The sequence below is a fragment of the Cupriavidus sp. SS-3 genome (genome assembly GCF_035818815.1).
Classification (GTDB): domain Bacteria; phylum Pseudomonadota; class Gammaproteobacteria; order Burkholderiales; family Burkholderiaceae; genus Cupriavidus; species Cupriavidus taiwanensis_C.
The window spans coordinates 189,663-205,273 of sequence record NZ_JAYLVT010000005.1 but is presented as its reverse complement, the minus strand read 5'-3'; the positions used below and the strand labels follow the sequence as shown (position 1 = coordinate 205,273).

At 67.9% G+C, this 15,611-nt stretch carries 14 protein-coding genes; 5 read left to right on the top strand and 9 right to left on the bottom strand.

What is annotated here, in order from left to right:
• Positions 1-21 precede the first annotated feature (21 nt).
• The 5 genes from U9J39_RS10535 to U9J39_RS10515 form a co-directional block, all read right to left on the bottom strand.
• A complete protein-coding gene (locus U9J39_RS10535; protein WP_326347016.1) occupies positions 22-1,500 on the bottom strand; it encodes an RNA polymerase factor sigma-54 in 1,479 nt (492 codons plus the stop codon).
• Positions 1,501-1,622: 122 nt separating this feature from the next.
• Positions 1,623-2,423, bottom strand: a complete 801-nt coding sequence (gene lptB / locus U9J39_RS10530; protein WP_115708053.1) for an LPS export ABC transporter ATP-binding protein — start codon at positions 2,421-2,423, stop codon at positions 1,623-1,625.
• Between the two features lie 8 nt (positions 2,424-2,431).
• Positions 2,432-3,076: a lipopolysaccharide transport periplasmic protein LptA gene (lptA, locus tag U9J39_RS10525; protein ID WP_115708055.1), complete on the bottom strand. Its 645-nt coding sequence runs from the start codon at positions 3,074-3,076 to the stop codon at positions 2,432-2,434.
• Between the two features lie 120 nt (positions 3,077-3,196).
• The gene (gene lptC, locus U9J39_RS10520) at positions 3,197-3,826 is read right to left on the bottom strand and encodes an LPS export ABC transporter periplasmic protein LptC (RefSeq protein ID WP_115679311.1); all 630 of its coding nucleotides are present in this window, start codon (positions 3,824-3,826) and stop codon (positions 3,197-3,199) included.
• Positions 3,827-3,872: 46 nt separating this feature from the next.
• A complete protein-coding gene (locus tag U9J39_RS10515) occupies positions 3,873-4,856 on the bottom strand; it encodes a KpsF/GutQ family sugar-phosphate isomerase (protein ID WP_115681373.1) in 984 nt (327 codons plus the stop codon).
• A 142-nt stretch (positions 4,857-4,998) separates the two neighbouring features.
• On the opposite strand from U9J39_RS10515, the gene U9J39_RS10510 reads away from it, so the two are divergent.
• Positions 4,999-6,978, top strand: coding sequence for a cation:proton antiporter domain-containing protein (locus tag U9J39_RS10510; RefSeq protein WP_326347015.1), 1,980 nt, complete (start codon positions 4,999-5,001; stop codon positions 6,976-6,978).
• 27 nt (positions 6,979-7,005) lie between these two features.
• Here U9J39_RS10510 and U9J39_RS10505 read toward each other — a convergent pair whose 3' ends face one another.
• On the bottom strand, positions 7,006-7,380 hold the full coding sequence (locus U9J39_RS10505) for a ribbon-helix-helix domain-containing protein (protein WP_062802030.1): 375 nt from the start codon (positions 7,378-7,380) through the stop codon (positions 7,006-7,008).
• 103 nt (positions 7,381-7,483) lie between these two features.
• On the bottom strand, positions 7,484-8,062 hold the full coding sequence (locus U9J39_RS10500) for a DJ-1/PfpI family protein (RefSeq protein ID WP_115708061.1): 579 nt from the start codon (positions 8,060-8,062) through the stop codon (positions 7,484-7,486).
• Positions 8,063-8,267: 205 nt separating this feature from the next.
• Between U9J39_RS10500 and U9J39_RS10495 the strand changes: the two genes are divergently transcribed.
• The 3 genes from U9J39_RS10495 (at position 8,268) to U9J39_RS10485 (ending at position 11,377) form a co-directional block, all read left to right on the top strand.
• Positions 8,268-8,840: an adenine phosphoribosyltransferase gene (locus tag U9J39_RS10495; protein WP_111518227.1), complete on the top strand. Its 573-nt coding sequence runs from the start codon at positions 8,268-8,270 to the stop codon at positions 8,838-8,840.
• A gap of 40 nt (positions 8,841-8,880) precedes the next feature.
• Positions 8,881-9,492 (top strand): LysE family translocator, encoded by a 612-nt coding sequence (locus U9J39_RS10490; RefSeq protein WP_115679315.1) that lies wholly within the window; start codon positions 8,881-8,883, stop codon positions 9,490-9,492.
• Positions 9,493-9,697: 205 nt separating this feature from the next.
• Positions 9,698-11,377, top strand: a complete 1,680-nt coding sequence (locus U9J39_RS10485) for a Na/Pi cotransporter family protein (RefSeq protein WP_115708063.1) — start codon at positions 9,698-9,700, stop codon at positions 11,375-11,377.
• 9 nt (positions 11,378-11,386) lie between these two features.
• Here U9J39_RS10485 and U9J39_RS10480 read toward each other — a convergent pair whose 3' ends face one another.
• The gene (locus tag U9J39_RS10480; protein ID WP_115708065.1) at positions 11,387-11,872 is read right to left on the bottom strand and encodes an adenosine-specific kinase; all 486 of its coding nucleotides are present in this window, start codon (positions 11,870-11,872) and stop codon (positions 11,387-11,389) included.
• Between the two features lie 115 nt (positions 11,873-11,987).
• On the opposite strand from U9J39_RS10480, the gene U9J39_RS10475 reads away from it, so the two are divergent.
• The gene (locus U9J39_RS10475; RefSeq protein ID WP_115708067.1) at positions 11,988-12,581 is read left to right on the top strand and encodes a histidine phosphatase family protein; all 594 of its coding nucleotides are present in this window, start codon (positions 11,988-11,990) and stop codon (positions 12,579-12,581) included.
• A 27-nt stretch (positions 12,582-12,608) separates the two neighbouring features.
• Here the strand turns inward: U9J39_RS10475 and uvrA are convergent, their stop codons facing one another.
• The gene (gene uvrA, locus U9J39_RS10470; protein ID WP_116312118.1) at positions 12,609-15,473 is read right to left on the bottom strand and encodes an excinuclease ABC subunit UvrA; all 2,865 of its coding nucleotides are present in this window, start codon (positions 15,471-15,473) and stop codon (positions 12,609-12,611) included.
• Positions 15,474-15,611: the final 138 nt, after the last annotated feature.

Here is a 15,611-nt window from a genome sequence, read left to right as displayed (position 1 = left end):
CCAGGCAGGCGGTGGGCTCGGCTACAAAGACTTGCGGAGATTCACTGCGGGGATCTTCAGGGCTTCGCGATATTTGGCAACGGTGCGGCGTGCGACAACGAAGCCTTGCTCACCCAGCAGTTCGGCGATGCGACTGTCGGAAAGGGGATTCCTCGGGTCTTCGGCTCCTATCAGTTGCTTGATCAAGGCGCGGATGGCCGTTGATGAAGCCGCGCCACCGGTTTCGGTGGACACGTGGCTGCCGAAGAAGTACTTCAGTTCGAAAGTACCCATCGGCGTGGCCATGTATTTATTGGTCGTCACCCGGGAGATGGTTGACTCGTGTAAACCCAGTGTATCGGCAATCTCCCGCAAAACCAAGGGGCGCATGGCGATTTCACCGTGGGTGAAAAAGTTCTTTTGACGCTCGACAATGGCTTGCGAGACACGCAGGATCGTGTCGAACCTTTGCTGGATGTTCTTGATCAGCCAGCGCGCCTCCTGCAGCTTTTGCTGCAGCCCCGCGGTGCCGGTCTCGCCCTTGGCGCCGCGCAGGATCTGGGCGTACATGTCGTTGATGCGCAGCCTCGGCATCACATCCGGATTGAGCTGCGCGACCCAGCCGCTGCCGCTTTTGCGCACGAATACGTCCGGCACGACGAAATCCGCCTCCGGCCGGCTGTACGCGTGGCCGGGGTAGGGGGCCAGCGAGCGGATCAGGTCGTGCGCGGCCTTCAGCGCGACTTCGTCGACCTGCAGCGCCTTCTTCAGCCGCGTGTAGTCGCGTACCGCAAGCAGTTCCAGATGATGGGTGACGATGGTCAGCGCCAGTTCGCGCTGCGGGTGGGTCAGGCGGCGCAATTGCAGCGCCAGGCATTCGGCGGCATTGCGTGCGCCGACGCCGGCCGGATCGAAGCTCTGCAGCAGCGTCAGGATGGCGTGGACTTCGTCGGGGTCGAACTCCAGCTCTTCGGGCAGCTCCGCGCAGATCTCTTCGAGCGAGGCGCTCAGGTAGCCGTCGTCGTCGAGCGATTCGATCAGGAAGATGGCGAGCCCCTTGTCGCGCGCCGAGATCTTCAGCGGTGTGAGTTGCTCCATCAGGTATTCGCGCAGCGTGGGCTCGGCATCGCGCAGCTGCATCGGCGTCTTTTCGTCCTCGTCGCCTTGCGGCCGGCGGGCGAAGTCGTCCAGGCTCCAGTCGCTGTTGCCGTAGTCGTCGCCGCTGCTGTTGTCGCCGTAGCTGTCATCGGCGGCGCCTTCGGCGCGGGCGTCGCCATTGCCCTGGGGCTCGGCGGGGGCGGGCGCGGGCGCGCTCTGTACGTTGACCGAGCCATCGGCCGCCACGCGCAGCGGGCTTTCGATCCAGTCGTTCTCCCGCTCGAGCAGCGGGTTTTCCGTCAGCGCCTGTTCGACTTCCTGCTGCAGTTCCAGCGTGGAAAGCTGCAGCAGCCGGATCGACTGTTGCAGCTGCGGGGTCAGTGCCAGGTGCTGGGAGAGGCGGAGCTGTAGCGACGGTTTCATGCGACCTATTTTATGCGCATCTTTCCGATGTTGGAACGGAAATTGCTATCGCTTATGCGCCGTGATCGCCGCTGACTCTCCCGCCGCGCAGCCATGGCTGCCCGTGCCGGGCAGCCGTCTTGTCACATGCGGAAGTTCTCGCCCAGGTAGACGCGCCGCACGGCGTCGTTGGCGATGATGTCTTCGGGCTGGCCCGCGGCCAGCACCGTGCCTTCGCTGATGATGTAGGCGTGGTCGCAGATGCCGAGCGTCTCGCGCACGTTGTGGTCGGTGATCAGCACGCCGATATTGCGCGCCTTGAGGAAGCTGACGATGCGCTGGATCTCGCCCACGGCGATCGGGTCCACGCCGGCGAAGGGTTCGTCGAGCAGGATGAAGCGCGGCGACGACGCCAGCGCGCGCGCGATTTCCACGCGGCGGCGCTCGCCGCCGGACAGCGACAGCGCCGGGTTGTTGCGCAGGTGCGCGATCTGCAGGTCGTCGAGCAGGGCATCGAGGCGGCGCTCGATCTCGGCCTTGGCCAGCGGCTTGCCCTTGTCCAGCTGCAGCTCCAGCACCGCGCGGATGTTCTCCTCGACGTTGAGCTTGCGGAACACCGAGGCTTCCTGCGGCAGGTACGACAGCCCCATGCGCGCGCGCTCGTGGATCGGCAGGCCGCTGATGTGGTCGCCGTCGAGCACGATATCGCCTTCGTCCAGTGCCACCAGGCCGACGATCATGTAGAACGACGTGGTCTTGCCCGCGCCGTTGGGGCCGAGCAGCCCGACCACCTCGCCGCTCTTCACATCGAGCGAGACGTCCTTGACCACCGTGCGCGAGCCATAGCGCTTCTTCAGGTGGCGCACGACCAGCGTGCTGCCGCCGGGCAGGACGGAGTTGGCTTCGACGACAGGCTTGTCGGCAATGGTGGCGGTATCGGTCATGGGTACGGTCAGGGTTTGTTGGCGGGCGCGGGCGCCGACTTCAGGTCCAGCGGCGAGCCGCCTGCGGTGCCGGACTTCTGGTCCTGGCGCGGCGACAGCACCGCGCGCACGCGGCCAGACGGGTTGGCCGCCGCGGCATCGCCGCTGCCGCCGCCCGCCGCGGTATAGAGTTCCTTGCGGCTGTCGTAGGTCAGCACCGCGCCGCGGATCTCGTCGAGCAGCTTGGCGCCCTGCAGCCGCGCCATGCGGGCATTGCCGATCAGCTTTGAGAATTCCTGCTTGCCGTCGTACTCGATGCGGTCGCCCCAGCCGTCGATGTATTCGTCGACACCCTCGCGCTTCTGGCGGATATAGGCCTGCCTGCCCGGCTTCGAGGTGGCCACGGCGAACTGGTAGCCCTCGGGGTCGGTGCGCAGCTCGGCGGCGTCGGACTTCAGGATCATGGTGCCCTTGGTCAGCACCACGTTGCCGGTCAGCGTATAGATCTGCTTGACGTCGTCATAGCTGGCGTTGTCCGCCTCCAGCACCATCGGCTTGTCGCGGTCCGCGCGCTCGGCTAGGGCAGGCTGGGCCAGCAGGCCGAAGGCCAGGGCCAGCGCGAGCAGGGCCGGGGCGGTGCGTCGACGGGACGATGTCGTCAGGGAAGCGGTCATGTTGGCAGGGTTGCTTGAGGGCGTCTGGATGCGTGGTGGTGCGGTTTGCGCGGACTTTGGCGCGTGCGCTGCAGGGCGGTGCCGGCCGGCACCGCATGCACGGCTGCGCCGGACCGGGACTCAGGATCCTGGCGCACGGCCCGGGGACGGCCCGGTGATGATGGTGCCGCGTACATTGCCGAGCAATTGTACTTCGCGGGTGACGTTATTGAAGATCAGTCCGTTGGCGGTCATGACCGAGGGCCCGCGCGTCAGCTTGACCGGCTTGTCGGTCTTGACGATGTCGTCATTGACCAGCAGCTGGAAATAACTCGACGCCGCGGTCAGCTGCGGATCCTTGGACGGGTCCTTGCCCTGCTGGCGCAGCACGTGGCCATTGCCGTACAGGTCGATCACCGTGCCTTCGGCGTTCATGCGGCCGATGTCGGCGCGCGCGGTCACCGGCGGGCGGTCCGGCTCGTAGGCGCGCATCGCGGGGCGCGTGACCTCGTAGGTCTGGTCGTCCTCGAAATGGACCATGCGCTCGCCGGTGAAGCGGATCTTGGTACTACCGTCGGGCGCCAGCTCGGTGGCCGAGAAGCGGTCCATGAAGTAGTCCGGCTCGTGCTTCTTGGTGGTCTGCGCGGCCTGGTCTTCCTTGGGGGAGTTGATCTGGACCAGCCAGAACGTGCTGCCCGCCACGATGGCCATCAGCAGCAGCGGCAGCAGCCGCATGACGATGCCGCTGAGGGAGGCGAGGAGTGCCTGCATGGTGTCCTTGGCGTTGTGCTGCTGGTGCCGTCGGTGGCGCGCCGGCTCAGATGACCTTGGCGCGGGTCAGGTCGTGGATATGCAGCGCGCCGGTCAGGCGCCCGTCGTCGTCCACCACCAGCAGCTGGTTGATGCGGTTGGCTTCCATCACCTGCACGGCTTCCACCGCCAGCTGGTCCTGGTTGACCACGTGCGGGTTGCGGTGCATGACCTCGCCGATCGGCACGGTCTTCCAGTCGCGCGGGGTTTCCAGCAGGCGGCGCAGGTCGCCGTCGGTGAACACGCCGATGGCGCGTCCGTCGGGATCGACCACCGCGGTCATGGCCATGCCCTTGCGCGTGATTTCCATCAGCGCCTGGGCCAGCGGCGTGCTTTCGCGCACCTCGGGCACGGCGTTGCCGGTGCGCATCACGTCGCGCACGTGGGTCAGCAGCTTGCGCCCGAGCGCCCCGCCGGGGTGCGAGCGGGCGAAGTCTTCCTCGCCGAAGCCGCGCGCATCCAGCACCGCCACCGCGAGCGCGTCGCCCAGCGCCAGCGCGGCGGTGGTGCTGGCGGTCGGCGCCAGGTTCAGCGGGCAGGCTTCCTTCTCGACCGCAGCGTCCAGATGGACGTCGGCCAGCTTGGCGAGGTTGGAGTCCGGGTTGCCGGTGACCGAGATCAGGCGCGCGCCGATGCGCTTGACGATCGGGATGATCGACAGCAGCTCGCCTGTCTCGCCGGAATTGGAGAAGGCGATCAGCACGTCGTCGCGCGTGACCATGCCGAGGTCGCCGTGGCTGGCTTCGGCCGGATGCACGAAGAACGCGGGGGTGCCGGTCGAGGCCAGCGTGGCCGCGACCTTGCGGCCGATATGGCCGGACTTGCCGATCCCGGAAACGACCACGCGCCCGGTGCATAGCAGGATCAGCTGCACGGCACGGGCAAAGTCGCCGTTCAGGCGGCCGGAAAGTGCGGAAACCGCATCGGCTTCAGTCTGGAGCGTGTCGCGGGCGAGCCTGAGTGCTCGATCCGCATCGAAATTGGCTATCATGGCGACGAAGTATACCAACGAATGCGACCGCACCTGAGCCGACCCTGGCGCGCGTCGTGCTCGCCCGTGCTCGCCGTATTTCCGCCGGCAGGGTGCCCGTGCCGGGTCGGCCGCGCGCCTCGCCGGTCACCCTGACCGCCTGATGCATTCTCCGCTGGAACTGACCTTGGTGCTGCTGGCCGCCGCCGTGTTCGGCGTGGTCGCGTTCCGCATGCTGCAGCTGCCGCCGATGCTGGGATACCTGGCCGTCGGCATCCTGATCGGGCCGCATGCGCTGGGGCTGGCCAGCGATACCGCGCAGACCAAGTACCTGGCCGAATTCGGCGTGGTCTTCCTGATGTTCTCGATCGGGCTGGAATTCAGCCTGGCCAAGCTGCGCGCGATGAAGCGGCTGGTATTCGGCCTGGGCGGCTCGCAGGTGGTGCTGTCGATGCTGGCGGTGGTGCCGGCCAGCTGGGCCTTCAACTGGCTGTTCCCGCTGTCGTGGCAGGCCTCGGTGGCGCTGGGCGGGGCCCTGGCGATGTCGTCCACCGCGATCGTGTCCAAGATGCTGTCCGAGCGCATGGAGCTGGAAAGCGAGCACGGGCGCAACATCATCAGCATCCTGTTGTTCCAGGACCTGGCGGTGGTGCCGCTGCTGATCGTGATTCCGGCGCTGTCGCGCGACCCGGGCGACCTGGTGATGGCGCTCGGACTGGCCACGCTCAAGATCGTGGTGGCGCTGGGCACGATCTTCTTCCTGGGCCAGCGCCTGATGAGCCGCTGGTTCCACGTGGTGGCGGCGCGCCGCTCGCAGGAACTGTTCATGCTGAACCTGCTGCTGGTGACGCTGGGCACGGCGGCGCTGACCGAGCGGCTGGGCCTATCGATGGCGCTGGGCGCCTTCATGGCGGGCATGCTGATCTCCGAGACGCCCTACCGCCACCAGGTGGAAGAAGACATCAAGCCGTTCCGCGACGTGCTGCTGGGCCTGTTCTTCGTCACCATCGGCATGCTGCTCAATATCCGCGTGGTGCTGGACCACGTATGGCTGGTGCTGGCGCTGCTGGTGGTGCCGGTGCTGTTCAAGCTGGTGCTGATCGCGGTGCTGGCGCGGGTCTTCGGCTCGCGCCAGGGCGTGGCCATCCGCACCGGGCTGGGGCTGGCGCAGGCGGGTGAGTTCGGCTTCGTGCTGCTGAACCAGATCGACGGCCTGAACCTGGTCGACCCGGTGCTGATCCAGGTGATCCTGGCGTCGATGCTGCTGTCGATGCTGGCCGCGCCCTTCCTGATCCAGTACAGCGACGCCATCGTGCTGCGCTTTGCCGCCAACGAATGGCTGATGCAGTCGCTCAACATGACCCGCATCGCCGCGCAGAGCCTGCAGACCGAGAAGCACGCCATCATCTGCGGCTTCGGCCGCAGCGGCCAGAACCTGGCGCACATGCTGGAGCGCGAGGGCATCAACTACGTGGCGCTCGACCTGGACCCCGACCGGGTGCGCGAGGCCGCCGCCGCGGGCGATACCGTGGTCTACGGCGACGCCGGCCGGCGCGAGGCGCTGATCGCGGCGGGCCTGCACCGCGCCGCGGCGCTGATCGTGACCTATGCCAACACGCCGTCGGCGCTGAAGGTGCTGCACCATGTGCAGGAGCTGGCGCCGGCGCTGCCGGTGATCGTGCGCACGGTCGACGATTCCGAGCTCGACACGCTGCAAAAGGCCGGCGCCACCGAGGTGGTGCCCGAAATCATCGAAGGCAGCCTGATGCTGGCCTCGCACGCGCTGGTGCTGCTGGGCGTGCCGATGCGGCGCGTGGTGCGCGGCGTGCAGCAGGCGCGCGACGCGCGCTACAGCCTGCTGCGCGGCTATTTCCACGGGCGCGACGACGAAGAGGACATGGTCGAGCGCGACTCCGTGCGGCTGCATTCGGTGTCGCTCGGCCCGCAATCCACCGCGGTGGGCAGGCGCCTGGGCGTGCTGGGGCTGGAGCGCATCGGGGTCGAGGTGACCGCGGTGCGCCGGCGCGGCATCCGCGCCTTCGACCCGCAGCCCGAGACCGTGCTGGAGCCCGGCGATATCGTCGTGCTGCGCGGCCCGCCCGAGGCGCTGGAGGCCGCCGAGACGCGCATCCTGAACGGCTGAGCGCCGGATCTGGCGCCGCAGCAAGCCTTAGTGCGGGCGCGGCTCGACCCAGGACTCCGGCAGGTTGTCCAGCACGGCGCGCGGATCCAGCGAGCGGATCGGCACGTCGCGATCGGCCGGGATGCGGCCTTCGCCCTGCAGCATCAGGTAGCGCAGGCAGCACACCCGCAGGAAGGATGAGAAGTTGCCCGCCACGGCCTCGCTGCCACGGTGTTCGGTGAGTTCGTCGTGCAGGCGCGTGATCAGCTGGTTGACGGTCATGCCGTCGCGCTGCGCCAGTTCTTCCAGCACTTCCCAGAACAGGCTTTCCAGCCGGATGCTGGTGGCCGCGCCGTGCAGGCGCAGCGAGCGCGACTGGCTCTGGTAAGACGCCGGATTGGCGCGGATAAAGATTTCACACATCGAGGGCTCCCTGGCGGGCGGGCGGCGCGGCCGGCAGGCCGTGCATGGCCTGCCGGGTCGGCAAGCCATGCATCGCGCGTGGCGGCGCCGCGTGCGGAAAGCACTAATGTACGATCCGCGTGCCCAGCACCGCAAGAAACTGCGCCAGCCAGGCCGGATGCGCCGGCCAGGCCGGGGCGGTGACGAGGTTGCCGTCGGTGTGGGCCTGGTCGACCGGGATCTCGGCATAGGTGCCGCCGGCCAGCTTCACCTCTGGCGCGCAGGCCGGGTAGGCCGAGCAGGTCTTGCCTTCCAGCACGCCCGCGGCCGCCAGCAGCTGGGCGCCGTGGCACACCGCGGCAATCGGCTTGCCGGCCTGGGCGAAGTGCCGCACGATCTCCAGCACGCGCGCGTTCAGGCGCAGGTATTCGGGGGCGCGCCCGCCCGGGATGACCAGCGCGTCGTAGCTGGCCGGGTCGATCTCGGCAAAGCTGGCGTTGAGGGTGAAGTTGTGGCCGCGCTTCTCGCTGTAGGTCTGGTCGCCCTCGAAATCGTGGATCGCGGTGGCGCACGCGTCGCCCGCGCGCTTGTCGGGACACACGGCATCGACGCTGTGGCCCACCATCTGCAGCGCCTGGAACGGCACCATGGTTTCGTAGTCTTCGGCGTAGTCGCCCACCAGCATCAGAATCTTTTTTGCCATCGTGGTCTCCTGTATGGTTACGGGTGTCCGGCGGGTGCCGGACGCGGCAAGCCGGCTCGGGCAGCCGGTCCGGCCGGCAGGGCCATTGTGCTGGGCGCCCCGGTGGCGCGGGTGGTAATGGGTTACCACGGCGGGTTACCGCGCGTCCGCAGGTTGCCGCCGCCGCTTTCTGACTGGCGCGCCGCGCGCCCATCCCCTGATCCCTATGGCAGATTCCATCATCCAGTCCCCCGACCTCGGCGACGTCACCGGCTACCTGCGCGAGCGCATCCGTACCGTTCCGGACTGGCCCCAGCCCGGCGTGATGTTCCGCGACATCACGCCGCTGCTGCAGGATCCCAAGACCCTGCGCGTGCTGATCGACGTGTTCGTGCACCGCTATATGGATGCGCAACTGGACCTGGTCGCGGGCATCGATGCGCGCGGCTTTATCCTGGGCGCGATCGTCGCGTACGAGCTGAACCTCGGCTTCGTGCCGATCCGCAAGAAGGGCAAGCTGCCGTTCCAGACCGTGGCCGAGGAATACGAGCTTGAGTACGGCAGCGCCACGGTCGAGATCCACGCCGACGCCTGCAAGGCCGGCGACCGCGTGCTGCTGGTCGACGACCTGATCGCCACCGGCGGCACCATGATGGCCGGGCGCAAGCTGCTCGAGCGCCTGGGCGCGACCGTGGTCGAGGGCGCCGCCATCGTCGACCTGCCCGAGCTGGGCGGATCGAAACTGCTGCACGGTGCCGGGCTGCCGCTGTTCACCGTGTGCAAGTTCGAGGGCCACTGAGCGATGCGCGCGCAACTAAAGACCCACGCAAGGAGTGTCCATGCCTGACCTGCTGCTGTTTTTGCTGACCTCCATCGCCGTGACCGTGGCCCCCGGGCCGGACAACCTGCAGGTGCTGGCACGCGGCATGGCGCAGGGGCGGCGCGCGGGACTGGTGGCGGCGCTGGGCTTTTCGGTCGGCTGCCTGTTCCATACCGTGATCGCGGCGGTGGGGCTGGCCGCGGTGCTGCGTTCCTCGCCGCTGGCCTTCCAGCTGATCAAGTACGCCGGAGCGGCCTACCTGATCTGGATCGGCATCCAGGCGCTGCGCGCGCAGGGCGGCCTCGCGCAGGGCGGCACTGTCGATGCGGTGCCGCTGGCGCGCGTATTCCGCCAGAGCGTGCTGGGCAACATGCTGAACCCCAAGGTGACGCTGTTCTTCCTGGTGTTCCTGCCGCAGTTCGTGCGCGCCGATGCCGCGCACCCCGGGCTGCAGTTCCTGCTGCTGGGCGTGGTCTTCATGCTGCAGACCGCGGTGGTGTTCTCGCTGTTCGGGCTGTGCGCGGGCTGGCTGGGCGCCTGGCTGCGCCGGCGGCCGGCGACCGGGCGCTGGCTGGACCGCGCTGCCGGGGCCATCTTCGTCGGGCTGGGGATCAAGGTCGCGCTGCCCTGAGCCGCGTCGCTGGCGGGCCGCACGCTGCGCCGCCGCATCGTCGCGTCGGCCGATGGCGGCGTTGCCATGTTGCCCGCGCCCCGCAGCGCGGCCCCATGCCGTTGCCGGTGCCGGGGGCCGGGCGCATAATGAGCCCTTGACAACGACACGATGACCGGGCGGAGCCTCCATTCAGTATTCGGCACCGGTCACGCAAAGGCGCAACATGGGCGTTCTCCTTCATCTGTTATCGGGCGTGGCCCTGCTCGTCTGGGGCACCAACATCGTCAAGGTCGGCATCCTGCGCGTCTACGGCGCCAACTTGCGCCATGTGCTGTCGACCAGCGTCTCCAACCGCTTCACCGCCTTCCTTGCCGGCCTGGGTGTCACCGGGCTGGTCCAGAGCAGCAACGCCACCGCGGTCATCGTCAGTTCCTTCGTCGGCCAGGGCCTGATCGCCGTGGCGCCGGCGCTGGCGATCATGCTGGGCGCCAACGTCGGCACCGCGCTGATGGTGCAGGTGTTCTCGCTGGACCTGTCGTGGCTGTCGCCGCTGCTGATCTTCGTCGGCGTGATCTGCCACCTGACCTGGAAGGGCAGCAAGCCCGGCCACGTCGGCCGCGTGCTGATCGGCCTGGGCCTGATCACGCTGGCGCTGGAGCTGATCTCGATCGCGACCCGGCCGGTGGTGCAGGCCGCCGGCGTCAAGGTGCTGTTCGCCTCGCTGACCGGCGATGCGGGCCTCGACATGCTGGTCGGCGCGTTCCTGACCATCCTGTGCTATTCCAGCCTGGCCGTGGTGCTGTTCTGCGGCGCGCTGGCCTCCGCCGGGGTGGTGTCGATCCACGTGGCGCTGGCGCTGGTGCTGGGTGCCAACCTGGGCTCGGGCGTGTCGGCGCTGCTGACTACCTCGGGCAACAACCAGCCGGGCAAGCGCGTGACGCTGGGCAACCTGCTGTCGCGCCTGCTGGGCTGCCTGATCGCGCTGCCGCTGCTGGGCCAGGCCGAGGAACTGCTGGCGCTGGTCGACCATGAGCCGCAACGGCTGATCGTCAATTTCCACCTGCTGTTCAACGTTGCGCTGGCGGTCCTGCTGCTCGGCGCCACCGCGCCGCTGGCGCGCCTGTGCGAAAAGGTGCTGCCCGGGCGCAATACCGGCGACAGCCAGGTCACGCCGCGCCATCTCGATACCGCCGCACTATCGACGCCCACGCTGGCGCTGTCCAATGCCGCGCGCGAAGTGCTGCGCATCGGTGACCGCGTCGAGCAGATGCTCGACAACATGCTGCGCGTCATGCGCACCAACGACGCCAAGCTGGCCACGGCCACCTGCCGCATCGACAACGAGGTCGACGACCTCTACACCGCGATCAAGCTCTACCTGACCCGCATCAGCCTGGAAGCGCTGGACGAGCGCGACGGCCAGCGCTGGACCGAGATCATCTCGCTGACGATCAACCTGGAGCATGCCGGCGATATCATCGAGCGCATCCTGCTCGATACCAAGGACAAGAAGATCGCCCACAACCTGATGTTCTCCGAGGCCGGCATGCAGGAGATCGCCGAGATGCACGCGCGCCTGGTCGCCAACCTGCGGCTGGGTTTGTCGGTCTTTCTCAACGGCGACCTCAAGAGCGCGCAGGCGCTGATGGCGGAGAAGGCCAACTTCCGCGAACTTGAGCGCAAGTACGCACGCACCCATCTGCAGCGCGTGGCGGTGCAGACCGCGGAAAGCATCGAGACCAGCTCGCTGCACCTGGACGTGATCAGCGAGCTGAAGCGGCTGAATTCGCTGTTCTGCGCGACCGCCTATCCGGTGCTGGAGCAGGCTGGCGTGCTCAACCGCAGCCGGATGAAGGAAGACGATGTGGCGCCGGTCACGAGCGTGCAGGCGGCGCAGCACTGAGCGGCACGGCTACAGCTTGTAGCCGAACTTGCGCAGCAGCGCCTTGCGCTCGGCCACATCCGCCTCGGTCTCGATCCCCAGCGGCGAGGCGCCGTCGATCACCCCCACCACGCCGCGCCCGGCATCGGTCTGCGCGACGATCACCTGCGTCGGGTTCGCGCTCGCGCAGTAGATCCGGCATACCTCCGGCACCGCGCGCACCGCGCCCAGCACGTTCACCGGGAAGAAGCCGTCGCCCAGGAAAATCAGGAAGCTGTGCCCCGCGCCGATGGCGCGCGCGTTCTCGCAGGCCATGTCGATCAGGTGCTCGTCAGTGCCCGACCAGCGCACCAGCCGCTTGCCCGAGGCCTCGCAGAAGGCCAGCCCGAAGCGGATGCCGGGCACCGCGCCGACCAGCGCTTCGTGCAGGTCTTCCACGGTCTTGATGAAATGCGACTGGCCGAAGATAAAGTTGGTGGCTTCCGGCTTGGTGACCGGTACGACCGTCAGTTCCATGGCGTGGCTCCTGTGGCGATGCGTGTCGCCGTCCGCTCCATGGTAGGGCGCGAGGTAGCGAAAGCAAGCCGGCGCCTGCTATACCGAAGGGGTTGGCCCACCACCGGAGCCGCCCATGCCCGCAATTTGCAGATGGCTTGCGGTGCTTGCCATCGTCCCGACGCTTGCCGCCGCACAGGTCGCTCCGGCATCACAGCGCGAGGTCGCGCTGACCGAACTGCGGCACCCGAATGTCGTGGTGGTATTGCGCCATGCCAGCGCGCCGGGCGTCGGCGATCCGCCCGGCTTCCGGCTGGCGGATTGCGCCACCCAGCGCAACCTCGACGCGCGCGGCCGCGAGCAGGCGGCGCGGCTGGGCGCGAGCTGGAAGGCAGCCGGGTTCCGGCCGACGCAGGTGTGGAGCAGCGCCTGGTGCCGTTGCCAGGACACGGCGCGGCTGATCGGGCTGGGACCGGTGCAGGTGCAGCCGCTGCTCAATTCATTCTTCGGCGCCGATGCGCAGCGCCGCGACGCGCAGGTCGCGCAGCTGTCGCGGCTGATCGACGGTCTCGACCCGCGCGGCGGGCCTTACCTGATGGTCACGCACCAGGTGGTGATCACCGCGCTGAGCGGGCACGGTGCCGACAGCGGTGGCGGCGTGGTGATCGAGTTGCCGCAGGGCGGCGCGGCGCGGCGCACGCGGGTGTTGCCGGCTGGCGGGCTGGATTGAGCCGCGGTCCGGCGGACAGTCCGCGTGTCACGCGCGCTTGAGCAGCGGCGCCAGATACTTCCCCGTAAAGCTCGCCTTGCTCTTCGCCACCACCTCCGGCGTGCCGCGCGCGATCACCTGGCCGCCGCCGGCGCCGCCTTCGGGCCCCATGTCGATCAGCCAGTCGGCGGTCTTGATGACGTCGAGGTTGTGCTCGATGATGACGACGGTATTGCCCTGGTCGCGCAGCTTGTGGATGACCTTGAGCAGCAGCTCGATGTCATGGAAGTGCAGACCGGTGGTGGGCTCGTCCAGGATATAGAGCGTGCGCCCGGTGTCGCGCTTGGACAGCTCCAGCGACAGTTTCACGCGCTGCGCCTCGCCGCCGGACAGCGTGGTCGCCGACTGTCCCAGCCGGATGTAGCCCAGGCCCACGTCCAGCAGCGTCTGCAGCTTGCGCCGCACCACCGGCACCGCGCTGAAGAATTCGTGCGCCTGCTCGACGGTCAGGTCGAGCACCTCGGAGATGTTCTTGCCCTTGTACAGCACCTCCAGCGTTTCGCGGTTGTAGCGCTTGCCGTGGCAGACGTCGCAGGGCACGTACACGTCGGGCAGGAAGTGCATCTCGACCTTGAGCACGCCGTCGCCCTGGCAGGACTCGCAGCGCCCGCCCTTGACGTTGAACGAGAAGCGGCCCGGATCGTAGCCGCGCTCCTTGGCCGAGGGCACGCCGGCGAACAGCTCGCGGATGGGCGTGAACAGGCCGGTGTAGGTAGCCGGGTTGGAACGCGGCGTGCGGCCGATCGGGCTCTGGTCGACGTTGATGACCTTGTCGAAATGCTCCAGCCCCTCGATGCGGTCGTGCTGCGCCGGCTCCGGCGTCGAGCCGTACAAGTGGCGCGCCACCGCGTGGTACAGGGTGTCGTTGATCAGCGTCGACTTGCCCGAGCCGGACACGCCGGTGATGCAGGTCAGCAGGCCAACCGGCACTTCGGCGGTGACGTTGCGCAGGTTGTTGCCGCTGGCGTTGACGATGCGCAGCAGCCGCTCGTCGTCGGGCGCGGTGCGCTGCTTCGGCACTTCGATGCGCCGCTGGCCGGACAGGTATTGCCCGGTCAGCGAGGCCGGCGACGCCTCGATCTGCCGCGGCGTGCCCTCGGCCACGATCATGCCGCCGTGCACGCCGGCGCCGGGACCGATATCGACCACGTAGTCGCAGGCGCGGATCATGTCCTCGTCATGCTCGACCACCAGCACCGAGTTGCCGATGTCGCGCAGGTGCTTGAGCGTGCCGATCAGGCGGTCGTTGTCGCGCTGGTGCAGGCCGATCGAGGGCTCGTCCAGCACGTACATCACGCCGGTCAGGCCCGAGCCGATCTGCGACGCCAGCCGGATGCGCTGCGCCTCGCCGCCAGACAGCGTATCGGCGCTGCGCTCCAGCGACAGGTAGTCCAGCCCCACGTTATTAAGGAAGTTCAGCCGCGCGGTGATCTCCTTGACGATCTTGTCGGCGATCTCGCGCTTGGCGCCGTGCATGTCCAGCGTCAGGAAATAGGTCAGCGCATCGCGCAGCGGCCAGCCGTTGATCTCGAAGATCGCGCGCGCCTGCTCGTTCTCGCCCAGCTTGACGTGGCGCGCCTCGGTGCGCAGCCGGGTGCCGTGGCAGGCCGGGCAGGGCTGGTTGTTCTGGTACTTGGCCAGTTCCTCGCGCACGGCGACGGAATCGGTCTCGCGGTAGCGGCGTTCCAGGTTGGGAATGATCCCTTCGAACACATGCTCGCGCACCGTGGCGCGGCCGCGCTCGTTGATATAGGTGAACGGGATCTCCTGCTCGCCCGAGCCGTGCAGCACCACCTGCTGCACCGTTTCGGGCAGGTCCTCGAACGCGGTGTCGGTATCGAAGTCGTAGTACGCCGCCAGGCTCTGCAGCATCTGGAAGTAGAACTGGTTGCGGCGGTCCCAGCCCTTGATCGCACCCGACGCCAGCGACAGGTTGGGAAAGGCCACCACCCGCTTCGGGTCGAAGAACGTGATCTGCCCCAGACCGTCGCAGCTCGGGCACGCGCCCATCGGGTTGTTGAACGAGAACAGCCGCGGCTCCAGCTCCTGCAGCGAATACGAGCAGATCGGGCAGGCAAAGCGCGAGCTGAAGGTGTGCTCCTTGCCGCTGTCCATCTCCAGCGCCAGCGCGCGGCCGTCGGCCAGCCGCAGCGCGGTCTCGAACGATTCGGCCAGGCGCTGCTTGATGTCGGCGCGGACCTTCACGCGGTCGACCACCACGTCGATGCTGTGCTTCTCGGTCTTCTTCAGCTTGGGCAGCTGGTCGACTTCATAAACCCTGGCCTGCGCCTCGTGCGCGGTGCCGCCGCCCGAGCGGATGCGAAAGCGCACGAAGCCCTGCGCCTGCATGCTGTCGAACAGGTCCGAGTGCTCGCCCTTGCGGTCCACCACCACCGGCGCCAGGATCATCAGCTTGGTGTCTTCCGGCAGCGCCAGCGCCGCATCGACCATCTGCGACACGCTTTGCGCCTGCAGCGGCAGGTTGTGGTCGGGGCAGTAAGGGGTGCCGGCGCGCGCGTACAGCAGGCGCAGGTAGTCATGGATCTCGGTGACGGTGCCGACGGTCGAGCGCGGGTTGTGGCTGGTGGCCTTCTGCTCGATCGAGATCGCCGGCGACAGCCCTTCGATCAGGTCGACATCGGGCTTCTCCATCAGCTGCAGGAACTGGCGCGCGTAGGCGGAGAGCGATTCCACGTAGCGGCGCTGGCCCTCGGCATAGAGCGTGTCGAAGGCGAGCGAGGACTTGCCCGAGCCGGACAGCCCCGTAATCACGATCAGCCGGTTGCGCGGCAGGTCGAGATTGATGTTCTTCAGGTTGTGGGTACGCGCCCCACGGATCTTGATTTCTTCCATATGCCGAAAAGTCGTCGCCAGGCGGGCCGCCCCGGCCGGAATGCGCGCCCGGGCGCACCTCTCGGGGCCAGCCGGCATGGCCAGGTGACCCGGGAAGCGCGAAGGAGCAAACCTGTTAATATACCCAACTTCGGTTTC

Bases quoted from the DNA above. Each gene is read 5' to 3' on its own strand.
- lptC (WP_115679311.1), bottom strand. From the start codon at position 3,826: ATGCAGGCACTCCTCGCCTCCCTCAGCGGCATCGTCATGCGGCTGCTG.
- U9J39_RS10535 (WP_326347016.1), bottom strand. From the start codon at position 1,500: ATGAAACCGTCGCTACAGCTCCGCCTCTCCCAGCACCTGGCACTGACC.
- uvrA (WP_116312118.1), bottom strand. From the start codon at position 15,473: ATGGAAGAAATCAAGATCCGTGGGGCGCGTACCCACAACCTGAAGAAC.
- U9J39_RS10490 (WP_115679315.1), top strand. From the start codon at position 8,881: ATGCCTGACCTGCTGCTGTTTTTGCTGACCTCCATCGCCGTGACCGTG.
- U9J39_RS10480 (WP_115708065.1), bottom strand. From the start codon at position 11,872: ATGGAACTGACGGTCGTACCGGTCACCAAGCCGGAAGCCACCAACTTT.
- lptA (WP_115708055.1), bottom strand. From the start codon at position 3,076: ATGACCGCTTCCCTGACGACATCGTCCCGTCGACGCACCGCCCCGGCC.
- U9J39_RS10510 (WP_326347015.1), top strand. From the start codon at position 4,999: ATGCATTCTCCGCTGGAACTGACCTTGGTGCTGCTGGCCGCCGCCGTG.
- U9J39_RS10495 (WP_111518227.1), top strand. From the start codon at position 8,268: ATGGCAGATTCCATCATCCAGTCCCCCGACCTCGGCGACGTCACCGGC.
- U9J39_RS10505 (WP_062802030.1), bottom strand. From the start codon at position 7,380: ATGTGTGAAATCTTTATCCGCGCCAATCCGGCGTCTTACCAGAGCCAG.
- lptB (WP_115708053.1), bottom strand. From the start codon at position 2,423: ATGACCGATACCGCCACCATTGCCGACAAGCCTGTCGTCGAAGCCAAC.
- U9J39_RS10515 (WP_115681373.1), bottom strand. From the start codon at position 4,856: ATGATAGCCAATTTCGATGCGGATCGAGCACTCAGGCTCGCCCGCGAC.
- U9J39_RS10500 (WP_115708061.1), bottom strand. From the start codon at position 8,062: ATGGCAAAAAAGATTCTGATGCTGGTGGGCGACTACGCCGAAGACTAC.
- U9J39_RS10485 (WP_115708063.1), top strand. From the start codon at position 9,698: ATGGGCGTTCTCCTTCATCTGTTATCGGGCGTGGCCCTGCTCGTCTGG.
- U9J39_RS10475 (WP_115708067.1), top strand. From the start codon at position 11,988: ATGCCCGCAATTTGCAGATGGCTTGCGGTGCTTGCCATCGTCCCGACG.